11 protein-coding genes and 1 pseudogene are annotated in these 10,714 nt (G+C 71.4%); 10 read left to right on the forward strand and 2 right to left on the reverse strand.

Annotated elements, in window-relative coordinates; translation table 11 throughout:
- A pseudogene (locus tag VOI19_RS06405) lies at nucleotides 1-250 on the reverse strand (DNA-binding response regulator); the annotation flags it as partial.
- 103 nt (nucleotides 251-353) lie between these two features.
- Here VOI19_RS06405 and VOI19_RS06410 point away from each other — a divergent pair.
- From VOI19_RS06410 to VOI19_RS06420, 3 genes are read left to right on the forward strand one after another with little or no spacing between them, the layout of a single operon-like run.
- Nucleotides 354-1,238 (forward strand): LLM class F420-dependent oxidoreductase, encoded by an 885-nt coding sequence (locus tag VOI19_RS06410; protein WP_323792127.1) that lies wholly within the window; start codon nucleotides 354-356, stop codon nucleotides 1,236-1,238.
- A complete protein-coding gene (gene fadD1 / locus VOI19_RS06415; protein ID WP_323792128.1) occupies nucleotides 1,238-2,860 on the forward strand; it encodes a fatty-acid--CoA ligase FadD1 in 1,623 nt (540 codons plus the stop codon). Before VOI19_RS06410 ends, fadD1 begins: the two co-directional genes overlap by 1 nt.
- Nucleotides 2,857-3,357 carry a hypothetical protein gene (locus VOI19_RS06420; protein WP_323792129.1) on the forward strand — a complete coding sequence of 167 codons (501 nt, stop codon included), beginning with the start codon at nucleotides 2,857-2,859 and terminating at the stop codon, nucleotides 3,355-3,357. The genes fadD1 and VOI19_RS06420 overlap by 4 nt, the downstream gene beginning before the upstream one ends.
- A 4-nt stretch (nucleotides 3,358-3,361) precedes the next feature.
- Here the strand turns inward: VOI19_RS06420 and VOI19_RS06425 are convergent, their stop codons facing one another.
- On the reverse strand, nucleotides 3,362-4,396 hold the full coding sequence (locus VOI19_RS06425; protein WP_323792130.1) for a S1C family serine protease: 1,035 nt from the start codon (nucleotides 4,394-4,396) through the stop codon (nucleotides 3,362-3,364).
- Between the two features lie 105 nt (nucleotides 4,397-4,501).
- Here VOI19_RS06425 and VOI19_RS06430 point away from each other — a divergent pair, with 105 nt between their 5' ends.
- The 7 genes from VOI19_RS06430 to VOI19_RS06460 all read left to right on the forward strand — a co-directional run.
- The gene (locus tag VOI19_RS06430) at nucleotides 4,502-5,089 is read left to right on the forward strand and encodes a TetR/AcrR family transcriptional regulator (RefSeq protein ID WP_323792131.1); all 588 of its coding nucleotides are present in this window, start codon (nucleotides 4,502-4,504) and stop codon (nucleotides 5,087-5,089) included.
- Nucleotides 5,086-6,327, forward strand: coding sequence for a cytochrome P450 (locus VOI19_RS06435; RefSeq protein WP_323792132.1), 1,242 nt, complete (start codon nucleotides 5,086-5,088; stop codon nucleotides 6,325-6,327). The genes VOI19_RS06430 and VOI19_RS06435 overlap by 4 nt, the downstream gene beginning before the upstream one ends.
- The gene (locus tag VOI19_RS06440) at nucleotides 6,327-7,826 is read left to right on the forward strand and encodes an aldehyde dehydrogenase (protein WP_323792133.1); all 1,500 of its coding nucleotides are present in this window, start codon (nucleotides 6,327-6,329) and stop codon (nucleotides 7,824-7,826) included. Before VOI19_RS06435 ends, VOI19_RS06440 begins: the two co-directional genes overlap by 1 nt.
- Before the next feature lie 28 nt (nucleotides 7,827-7,854).
- Nucleotides 7,855-8,604 (forward strand): SDR family oxidoreductase, encoded by a 750-nt coding sequence (locus VOI19_RS06445; RefSeq protein WP_323792134.1) that lies wholly within the window; start codon nucleotides 7,855-7,857, stop codon nucleotides 8,602-8,604.
- Nucleotides 8,601-9,461: an NAD(P)-dependent oxidoreductase gene (locus VOI19_RS06450; RefSeq protein WP_323792135.1), complete on the forward strand. Its 861-nt coding sequence runs from the start codon at nucleotides 8,601-8,603 to the stop codon at nucleotides 9,459-9,461. Before VOI19_RS06445 ends, VOI19_RS06450 begins: the two co-directional genes overlap by 4 nt.
- A complete protein-coding gene (locus VOI19_RS06455) occupies nucleotides 9,458-9,913 on the forward strand; it encodes a carboxymuconolactone decarboxylase family protein (protein ID WP_323792136.1) in 456 nt (151 codons plus the stop codon). The genes VOI19_RS06450 and VOI19_RS06455 overlap by 4 nt, the downstream gene beginning before the upstream one ends.
- Nucleotides 9,910-10,714, forward strand: an 805-nt coding sequence (locus VOI19_RS06460) for an alpha/beta fold hydrolase (protein ID WP_323792137.1), incomplete at its 3' end; no start/stop codon positions are given. The genes VOI19_RS06455 and VOI19_RS06460, both read left to right, overlap by 4 nt.

Consider the following 10,714-nt stretch of genomic DNA (forward strand, 5'->3'; position numbering starts at 1 on the left):
CGGTGTTCCAGCTGAGGATCACGACCCGGGTGTCCGGCTCGAGGGCGACGTCTTCGAGGACGACGGTGTCGCCCTGGGGCTGGCCGAATGTGTCGTAGAGCACCAGGTCGACGGGGCTGACGACGGGTCGCCCGCTGTCGAGCTCGACGACCTCGATGCGGTCGGCGTAGGGCTGGAGCACGGCCATCAGACCGGCGACGACGAGCTCGTAGTCGTTGGCGATGGCGATCCGGACGGGGCGAGTGCTCATCTGATCAGGCTAGTGGGGTCCGCAGGTTCCCCTGCACGGGTCAGGGTGACGTGGATCTCCTGTTCACTGGACGAATTCAACTAGAACACGTTCTAATACCAGCATGCGTAACGGCCTCGTCCTGTTCACCTCCGACCGGGGGATCACTCCGGCCGCGCTCGCCGTCGCCGGCGAGGAGCGGGGCTTCGACACCATCTACGTGCCCGAGCACACCCACATCCCGGTCCGCCGCGATGCTGCCCACCCGACCGGGGGCGAGGCGCTGCCCGACGACCGCTACACCCGCACGCTCGACCCGTGGATCTCGCTGGCGACAGCTGCCTCGGTGACGTCGAGGATCCGGCTCTCCACCGCCGTGGCGCTGCCGGTCGAGTCGGACCCGATCACCCTGGCCAAGCAGATCGCCACCCTCGACCACCTCTCCGGCGGGCGGGTGACGATCGGCGCCGGTTTCGGCTGGAACACCGACGAGCTCGAGGACCACCACGTTCCGCCGGCCAAGCGCCGTACGGTCCTGAAGGAGTACGTCGAGGCGATGCGCTCGCTGTGGACCGACGAGGAGGCGTCGTACGACGGCGAGTTCGTCTCGTTCGGGCCGTCGTGGGCCTACCCCAAGCCGGCTCAGGCGCACGTGCCGCTGGTCGTGGGCGCGGGCGCGGGACCCAAGACCTTCGCCTGGATCGCCGCGCACGCCGACGGCTGGATGACCACGCCGATCGAGCAGGACATCAGCGCCAAGTGCGCCCTGCTGCGCGCGGCCTGGTCCGAGGCCGGTCGCGACGGCGAGCCGCAGATCCACGTGCTGATCGCCTCCAAGCCCTCGCCCGACGACCTGGCCGGCTGGGCCGAGGCCGGTGCGACGGACCTGATCTGGGGCGTCCCGGACGCCCCTGAGGACGACGTCCTCGCGTATCTCGACCGACTGGCGACAAAGCTCGGCCTCCGTGCCGACGCGGGCCTCGCCACAACAGCAGGGAGTGTGGCCTGATGGCCGAGACAGTGCAGCAGCTCTTGCGAGAGCGTGCCGACGACGACACCACCGGACTGATCCACGACGGACGCACGTGGACCTGGCGCGAGCACCTCGCGGAGAGTGCGCAGGTGGCCTCGGCGCTGCTCGGCGTCACCGACCCGGCGCGGCCGATGCACGTCGGCTCGCTGCTCGGCAACAACCCCGACATGCTGCGGATGATGGCCGGGGCGGCGCTGGGTGGCTACGTGCTGTGCGGCATCAACACGACCCGTCGTGGCGAGGGCCTCGTGGCCGACGTGCGACGCTCGGAGTGCCAGGTGCTGGTGACCGACGCCGAGCACGCTCCGTTGCTCGAGGGCCTCGACCTCGGTGACGTGCGGGTGCTCGACACCTCGACCCAGGAGTGGGCCGACCTCGTCGCCGGCGCGGGCGAGCTGACGCCGCACCGCGAGGTCGAGGCGATGGACACGTTCATGATGATCTTCACCTCCGGCACCAGCGGAGACCCGAAGGCCGTGCAGGTCGCGCACCTGATGGTGCTCTTCTCGGGCCTCAACCTGGTCTCCCGCTTCGAGGTCACCGACGCCGACGTCTGCTACCTCTCCATGCCGCTGTTCCACTCCAACGCGGTGGTGGCCGGCTGGGCCGTCGCAATCGGCAGTGGCGCCGCGATGGTGCCCGCGAAGTTCTCCGCGAGCGGGTTCCTCGACGACGTCCGCACCCACGGCGTCACCTACATGAACTACGTCGGCAAGCCGCTGGCCTACGTGCTCGCCACTCCCGAGCAGGACGACGACGCCGACAACACCCTGCGCGTCGCCTTCGGCAACGAGGCCGGCGACCGCAACATCGACGAGTTCGCCCGCCGCTTCGGCTGCTCGGTGGTCGACGGGTTCGGCTCGACCGAGCTGGCCATCATCATCACGCGTGAGGACGGCACCCCGCCGGGCTCGATCGGCAAGGGCCTGGACGGCGTGGCGATCTACAACTCCGAGACCGTCACCGAGTGCGCTCCGGCGGTCTTCGACGAGCACGGCGCGCTGACCAACGCCGACGCGGCGGTCGGCGAGCTCGTCAACACCCAGGGCGCCGGCTACTTCCAGGGTTACTACAACGACGAGCAGGCCAACGAGGACCGCATGCGTCACGGCATGTACTGGTCGGGCGACCTCGCCTACCGCGACCCGGACGGCTGGATCTACCTCGCCGGCCGCACCGCCGACTGGATGCGGGTCGACGGCGAGAACCTCGCCGCAGCGCCCATCGAGCGGATCCTCGCCCGGCTGCCCGCGCTCAACCAGGTCGCCGTCTACGCCGTGCCGGACGCCGAGATCGGCGACCAGGTGATGGCCGCAGTGGTGCTCAAGGACGACGCGTCGCTGACGCCCGCCGAGCTCGAGGAGTTCCTCGCCGCGCAGCCCGACCTCTCGCCGAAGGCCTGGCCGAGCTTTGTCCGCTTCGCCACGGTGCTGCCCAGCACCGCCACCAACAAGGTGCTCAAGCGCGAGCTCGCGGCGCAGGGCGTGACCTCGGGCGACGGACTGCTCTGGACCCGCGAGCCACGGGGCACGTCGTACGACGGCGCCACGGTGGACGCCGCCGGTCTCGGGAGCCTCGGGAGTCTGGTCTCGTCATGACCGACCCGGGCGACCGAGCGCGCACGGTCCTGCGCCGAGTCGGGCCCGTGGTGCTGGTCGTCGTGGTCGTGCTCGTCTCGCTCGGTCTCTTCGACGCCCTCACCGGCGACGAGGACACACCGGGGACCGCCGGGGTCACCGGCGTCTACGCCACGGTGGAGGCCGACGAGTCGTGGCTGGGCTACCTGCCGGCCGACCGGGCAATCCCGGGGCTGGTCGTCACCGGGCTGACCACGATGGAGAACGACGGCCCGGTCGCGCGACGCGTCGACGTCCGGGTGCCCGGCGTGCCCGACGGAGCGGTCTCGCTGTGCTTCGTGGGCTTCGACGGTGACCTCGCCTCGGCCTGCCCGGAGGCGGCTCCGCTCGGCAAGGTCTCCCGGGCGGTCGGCCTGCCCTTCATCGGTCTCGTCGGTCCGATCGGTGCGCTCGACTGGCTGGGGGTCTACTCCTCGCCGACCCCCGAGCTGGCCGACCTCGACTACCTGCGCCGCTGACTGCTCAAGCGATCGGGGCGTTGCCGAGGAAGGCGTCGTAGCCGAGGGTGATGTCGCTGTTGGCGGCGCCCTGGTCGCCGTCCACGATCGCGTCGGCGATCCGCAGCACGCGCGAGACCGGGATCGCGTAGCCGATGATGTTGCGGCCGCCGCTGGACGCGGCGACGTTCATCCCCACGACCTCCCCGTCGGCGTCGAGCAGTGCGCCGCCGGAGTCGCCGGGAACGATGTCGGCGTCGACCTCGATCAGGGCTCGCAGCCGTGACGTCGTCCCGTCGTCGTTGCTGACGTCGATGCCGGTGCTCACGTCGGTGACGGTGCCCTCGGCAGCGGTGAGGGAGCCGCCGTCACCGCCCGCGTCGCCAACCGCCGTGACGGTCTCGCCGGCGCTCACGCCGTCGTCGTCCAGGCTGACCGGGGTGAGTCCGCTGGCGCCGACCAGGCGCAGCACGGCGATGTCGCGGGTGGCGTCCCCGCCGACGTACGTCGCCTCGTAGGTCTCGCCGGCCTCGGTGGCGCCCGCCAGGGTGACCTCGAGGGACGTCGCGTCCGCGACGACGTGGTGGTTGGTCACCACGAGTCCGTCGGAGGAGAGCACCAGGCCGCTGCCTGCCGCCTCGCCGTCGCCGTAGTCGATGGTGCTGCTGATGAGGGCGAGGCCGGCCGACTCCTCGGCGGTGGCGTCGACGGTGTCGGTGTAGCCGTAGGTGTCGGCGCCTGTGCTGCCGGGGAGGTCGGGGACGGCGGAGAGCCCGCCACCGTCGTTGCCGAGCTGGCCGGGGTGGCGGCGGAAGGTGCCTCTCGGGGGCCGGAGGTCGTCGCGGTCGGCGGTCGCCATCACACCGGGCTCGGCGGTGAGCGACTCGCCGGCGCTGACGGCGCTTACGGCGCTGAGGGAGGCCGTCGAGCCGAGGGCGGTGACGCCCAGGGCGAACGGTGCCGCGAGGGCGACCACGCCGACGGCGGCCGCGGCGCGACGCAGCGGACGCCGGGCAGGTCGAGTCGTGTGGGCGGTGGCTTCGGGTGCGGTGGACGTCATGCGAGCAGCCTGTGGCGCTCGGTTGTCGATCACCTGTGAGTGGTCCGTGAGCGGGCTCAGACCTCTGCCCTTGCGCTGCGGATGCACCGACTCTAGGCTGGACACGTGTCCAGTCAGGTGTTCAAGTCCTCGCGCCAAGGTCTCCGCTCGCGACAGACCGAGACGTTGTCCAAGCTGCTCGCCGCCGGCGAGGAAGAGCTGCGCGCCGTCGGTCACGAGGCGCTGACCGTGCGCACCGTGGCCGCCCGCGCCGGGGTCTCGCCCGCCACGGCCTACACCTACCTGGCCTCCAAGAACCACCTCTTCGCCGAGCTGTTCCTCGGCTACCTCGGGCAGGACGCCGAGCACGTCGCGTCGGGCACCGACGCCGTCGACCGGGTCCGCAGCGTCACCCGCCAGATGGCCGAGCGGCTCGCCGCGGCTCCCGAGCTCGCCGCCGCAGTCACCCCGGCCCTGCTCAGCTCGGATCCAGACGTCGAGCGGCTGCGCCTGCGGATCGGGGCCGAGTTCGTGCGTCGCTTCGCCGCCGCGATAGGCGACGACGCAGGTGAGCGCACCGACGACCTGGTGGAGGCTCTGACGCTGGCGTTCTCGGGGGCTCTGCTCCAGGCCGGGATGGGGCTGCTGACCTACCCCGAGATGGGCGAGCGGCTCGACCACGTCGTCGCCACGATCGTGCGGGGCAACGTGTGAGCGCCGCGACGCAGACCGAGCGAGGTCCGATCGTCTTCGACCCCTTCGACTACGCCTTCCAGGAAGACCCCTACCCGGTCTACGCCCGCTGCCGCGCCGAGGAGCCCCTGCACCACAACCCCACGCACGACTTCTGGGTGCTGACCCGCCACGCCGACGTGCAGCAGGCCTTCCGCTCCGAGGGCGTCTACTCCAACGCGATGGGGGTCTCCCTCGAGCCGAGCGCGTGGGGCCCGCACGCGCACAAGGTGATGTCGTTCCTCGGCATGGACGGCGACCGGCAGAAGCGCCTGCGCTCGCTGGTCTCCAAGGGCTTCACGCCGCGTCGCGTCACCGAGCTCACGCCGCAGGTCGAACGGCTCACCGACCGTTACCTCACCCGTTGCCTCGAGCTCGCCGAGAGCGGCCAGGGCTTCGACTGGATCACCGACTTCGCGGGCAAGCTCCCGATGGACGTCATCTCCGAGATGATGGGGGTGCCCGAGGCCGACCGCGACGAGGTACGGCGCCTGGCCGACCTCGTCGTCCACCGCGAGGACGGCGTGCACGACGTGCCCGAGGCCGGCGTCGCTGCCTCGCTCGACCTGGTCGTCTACTACGCCGCCATGGTCGACCAGCGACGTCGTCGTCCGACCGACGACCTGACCTCGGCGCTCCTCGCGGCCGAGATCGACGGCGACCGGCTCGCCGACGACGAGATCATCGCCTTCCTCTTCCTGATGGTCGTCGCAGGCAACGAGACGACCACCAAGCTGCTGGGTCATGCGCTGTTCCACCTGACTCGACACGAGAGTCAGTACGACGACGTCTTCGCGGCGGGTGACACCGACTTGGTCACCCCCTGGATCGAGGAGACGCTGCGCTTCGACACCTCCAGCCAGCTGCTCGCTCGCCACCTGCTCGCCGACGTCGAGGTGGACGGCGTCGTGGCCCCGGCCGGCTCCCGGATCGCACTCTGCATCGGCTCGGCCAACCGCGACGAGCGCGTCTTCTCCCGCGCCGACACCTTCGACCTGCACCGACCCAAGGGCGAGCTCGCCCAGCTGGTGAGCTTTGGCGGGGGACGCCACTTCTGCCTCGGCGCCAACCTCGCCCGGCTCGAGGCGCAGGTCGCGCTGCGCGAGCTGGTGACCCGGGTCGACCGCATCGACGTCGCCCACGACGACTGCCGCCGCGTGCACTCGGTGAGCGTGCGCGGCTTCGCCTCCGTGCCCGTGACCTCGGTCGGGGTGCGCTGATGGCCGCGGAGCACGACCGGCCCGAGCGTCGTCGCACGAGTCCTCTCTCGACCCCCGCTCCGCGGCAGCTGATCGACGGCACGCTGGTCGGGGCGGCCGACGGGGCGACGTACCCGATCCTCGACCCGGCCAGCGGTGCTGAGATCGGCCAGGCGCCGGACGGCACGGCGGCCGACGTCGACGCCGCCATCGGTGCTGCGCGCCGCGCCTTCGACGAGACGAACTGGTCGACCGACGTCGAGCTGCGGGTGCGGTGCCTGCGACAGCTGCACCAGGCGCTGCTCGACCACGCCGACGACTTCCGGGCTCTCACCCGTGCCGAGGTCGGGATGCCCGACTTCATGATGGGTGCGGCCGGCTTCGACGTCCCGGTCGACGGGCTGAAGTGGGTCACCGACCTGGCCGAGCACTACGCGTTCGAGACCGACCTGGGTGTCGCCTCGCCGATGGGGATCGCCTCGCGGCGAACCGTGCGGCGCGAGCCCGTCGGGGTGGTCGCGGCGATCACCCCGTGGAACGTGCCGACCCAGATCAACCTCGCCAAGATCGGTCCGGCGCTGGCCGCCGGCTGCACCGTCGTCCTCAAGCCCGCGCCGGACACCCCGTGGGTGGCCTGCGAGCTCGCCCGGCTCGCCGCCGAGCACACCGACCTGCCGCCCGGGGTCTTCAACGTCGTGACGCCACGCTCCAACGAGGTCGCCTCGGTGCTCTCGACCGACGACCGCGTCGACATGGTCTCCTTCACCGGCTCCACGAGCGTGGGCAAGGCGATCATGGCCGCCGCGGCTCCGACGCTGAAGCGGGTCTTCCTCGAGCTCGGCGGCAAGTCGGCGGCGATCGCCCTCGACGACGCCGACGTGGGCGCGGTGGCCGGGGCGACGGCGTTCGCCGCCTGCATCCACGCCGGCCAAGGGTGTGCGATCACGACCCGGCTCGTCGTCCCGCGGGCGAGGTACGACGAGGCGGTGCAGGTGGCGGCGCTGACGATGGAGTCGATCGGGGCCAAGGACCCCTCCGACCCCGGGGCGATCTGCGGTCCGGTGATCTCCCAGGTCCAGCGCGACCGCGTCGAGGCCTACCTTGCACTGGCGCTGGAGGAAGGCGGCACCTTCGCCACCGGCGGCTCGGTGATCGAGCAGGACGGCTACTGGATCCAGCCGACCGTCATCGCCGGCCTCGACAACACCTCGCGGCTCGCCCAGGAGGAGATCTTCGGGCCGGTGCTGGTCGTGATCGCCCACGACGGCGACGACGACGCCGTACGGATCGCCAACGACTCGCCCTACGGGCTGTCGGGCTCGGTCGACTCGGCCTCGCTCGAGCGGGCCACGGCCGTGGCCGCGCGCATCCGTACCGGCACGCTGGCGGTCAACGGCGGGGTGTGGTTCAGCCCCGACGCCCCCTTCGGCGGCTACAAGCAGTCCGGTCTCGGCCGCGAGATGGGTGTCGCCGGCTTCGAGGAGTACCTCGAGACGAAGACCCTCGCCTTCCCCGCCTGAATCTCAGAACGCTAGGAGCAGGACAGACATGAACAGGTTCGACAACAAGGTCGTGGTGGTCACCGGCGCGGCCCAGGGCATCGGCGAGGCCTACGCCAAGGCCCTCGCCGCCGAGGGCGCCTCGGTCGTGGTCGCCGACCTCAACGAGGAGTCCGGTGCGCAGGTCGTCACGCAGATCGAGGCCGACGGCGGCACCGCGATGTTCGTGCGCACCGACGTCTCCTCGCACGAGTCGGCGGCCGCGCTGGTCGAGGCGGTGACGGCGGCGTACGGCGGGATCGACGGGCTGGTCAACAACGCCGCAATCTACGGCGACATGCAGTTCGACCTGCTGATCAGCGTCGACTGGGACTACTACAAGAAGTTCATGAGCGTGAACATGGACGGCGCCCTGGTGATGACCCGCGCGGTCTACCCCTCGATGCAGGCGCGTGGTGGCGGCTCGATCGTCAACCAGAGCTCGACGGCGGCCTACCTCTACTCCGGCTTCTACGGCCTGGCCAAGGTCGGCGTCAACGGCCTCACCCACCAGCTCGCCCACGAGGTCGGCGGGATGGGCATCCGGGTCAACGCGATCGCCCCGGGCCCCACCGACACCGCCGCCACCCGCACCCAGGCCGGCGACGCAGCCAAGGACCTGGTCAAGGGTCTCGCCCTCAAGCGGATGGGGCAGCCCGAGGACATGGTCGGTGCCTGCCTGTTCCTGCTCTCCGACGAGTCGGCGTGGGTCACCGGCCAGATCCTGGCCGTCGACGGCGGCCAGACCTTCCGCGCATGACGGGCCCCACAGGCCTGATGGAGGTCGGGTTCGTCGGGCTCGGCAACATCGGCAAGCCGATGGCGCTGCGGCTCGCCTCCCAGGTGGCCGAGCGAGGCCTCTCCCTCTCGGTGTACGACGTCGCGGCCGAGCCGCTCGCCGAGCTCGAGGCGGCCGGGGCGAACGTCGCCGGCTCGGTGGTCGGCCTCGCTGCCCGGGTGGACGTGCTGTGCGTGATGGTGCGCGACGACGACCAGGTCAGGGACGTGCTCGGCCAGGCCCTGGGCGCGGCCCGCGACGGTCTGGTCGTGGTCGTGCACTCCACGGTGTCTCCCGAGACTCCCCGTCAGCTGGAGATCACTGCCGCCAAGCACGGGGTGCTGCTCGTGGATGCGCCGGTGTCCGGTGGCGGGATGGGCGCGGCCGACGGCTCGTTGGCGATCATGGTCGGTGGCAGCGACGAGGCGTTCGCCGCCGCGCGGCCGGCGCTGGAGGCGCTCGGGTCGAAGGTGATCCACGCCGGACCGATCGGGGCGGGCACCAAGCTCAAGCTGGCCCGCAACCTGATGCACTTCGTCTCCTTCACCGCCGCCACCGAGGCCCAGCGGCTCGCCGAGGCGGCCGGGCTGGACCTGCGGGCGCTGGGCGACGTCGTGCGACACACCGACGCGATCACCGGCGGGCCGGGCGCGATCATGCACCGTGAGACGGCCGCCCCCATCGCTGAGGGCGACTTCTGGCACGGCATCTTCACCCACGTGGCGGACCTGGGGGAGAAGGACCTGCGTCTTGCCACCGACCTCGCCGCCTCGCTCGGCGTCGAAACCCCGCTCGCCGACCTGGCGCTGCAACGACTGAGGACAGGACTGGGACTGTGACCGACGACGAGACCGACAAGTTCGAGGGGCTCCCCGAGATCCGCCGGATCGGGCTCGAGAAGATGGAGCAGGTCTACGGCTTCGAGATGACCGACGGGCAGGGCGACTTCTTCCGCTACACCGCCGACCACCTGTTCGGCGACATCTGGCAGCGACCCGGTCTCTCCGACCGCGACCGTCGGCTGCTGCTCATCGGCATGCTGGCCGGCCAGGGCGCCGCTGACGTGCTCGGCATCCAGGTCCCGGCGGCCTACTCGCGCGGTGAGCTGGACGACGTCGCCCTGCGCGAGATCGTGATCCTCGTGTGCCACTACGCCGGCTGGCCCAACGGCGCGCGCCTCAACTCGATCGTCGAGGACACCATCGCCAAGGCTCACCGCGCCGCGGCAAAGGCCGCCGAGGCCACCGGGACCACCGGGGCCACCGGGGTCGACACCGAAGACAACGCATGAGCCTGCCGCGGGTGGTGGAGGTGCCGCTGCCGACCTACACGGCCCGGGTGCTGCAGTGGGGTGACACCGGCGACGAGAGCGCGCCGCTGGTGCTCGCGCTGCACGGGTTCCCCGACACCGCGTGGACCTGGCGTCTTCTCGGTCCCCACCTGGCCAAGCGCGGGTTCCGGGTGGCGGCACCGTTCCTGCGCGGCTACGGCCCCTCGTCGGTGCCGAGCGACGACACCTACACGGTCGGCGCGCTGATGGCCGACGCCGTCGCGCTCCACGGGGCGCTCGGCGGCGACGAGCGCTCGATGCTGGTCGGCCACGACTGGGGCGCGATCGCGACCAGCGGACTCGGGGCCCACCCGGACTCGCCGTTCAGCAGGATCGTCACGATGGCCGTCCCGCCGCTGCCGGCGCTGTCTCCCGCGCTCGAGGGAGCCAGGGAGTGGCTCGGCGCGGTGGTGCGTCAGCCACGCAACTCCTGGTACATCGCCTTCAACCAGGTCCCGGGCCTCGCCGAACGGCACTTCGAGCGGCTCGTCACCAAGCTCTGGCGCGACTGGTCGCCCGGCTACGACGCCACCGATGACCTGTCGTTCCTGCTCTCCTCGGTGCCCGACCACACCCACGCTCGGGCGGTCCTCTCCTACTACCGCGCGTTCCTGCGTCCCGGGCGAGGCGCGAAGGCGTACGCCGACTGGCACCGCACCTTCGCCGAGGCCCCGACGGTGCCGACGTTGTTCCTCCAAGGTGACCGGGACGGGTGCCTCGACCGCCGCTTCTTCGCCGGCGCCGAACGGGTGCTCACCGGAA

Source organism: Nocardioides sp., from assembly GCF_034670285.1.
Lineage (GTDB): Bacteria > Actinomycetota > Actinomycetes > Propionibacteriales > Nocardioidaceae > Nocardioides.

What these genes read in the sequence shown, in the direction of transcription:
- VOI19_RS06450 (WP_323792135.1), top strand. Translation starts at nt 8,601, where the DNA reads ATGACGGGCCCCACAGGCCTGATGGAGGTCGGGTTCGTCGGGCTCGGC.
- fadD1 (WP_323792128.1), top strand. Translation starts at nt 1,238, where the DNA reads ATGGCCGAGACAGTGCAGCAGCTCTTGCGAGAGCGTGCCGACGACGAC.
- VOI19_RS06445 (WP_323792134.1), top strand. Translation starts at nt 7,855, where the DNA reads ATGAACAGGTTCGACAACAAGGTCGTGGTGGTCACCGGCGCGGCCCAG.
- VOI19_RS06425 (WP_323792130.1), bottom strand. Translation starts at nt 4,396, where the DNA reads ATGACGTCCACCGCACCCGAAGCCACCGCCCACACGACTCGACCTGCC.
- VOI19_RS06440 (WP_323792133.1), top strand. Translation starts at nt 6,327, where the DNA reads ATGGCCGCGGAGCACGACCGGCCCGAGCGTCGTCGCACGAGTCCTCTC.
- VOI19_RS06420 (WP_323792129.1), top strand. Translation starts at nt 2,857, where the DNA reads ATGACCGACCCGGGCGACCGAGCGCGCACGGTCCTGCGCCGAGTCGGG.
- VOI19_RS06410 (WP_323792127.1), top strand. Translation starts at nt 354, where the DNA reads ATGCGTAACGGCCTCGTCCTGTTCACCTCCGACCGGGGGATCACTCCG.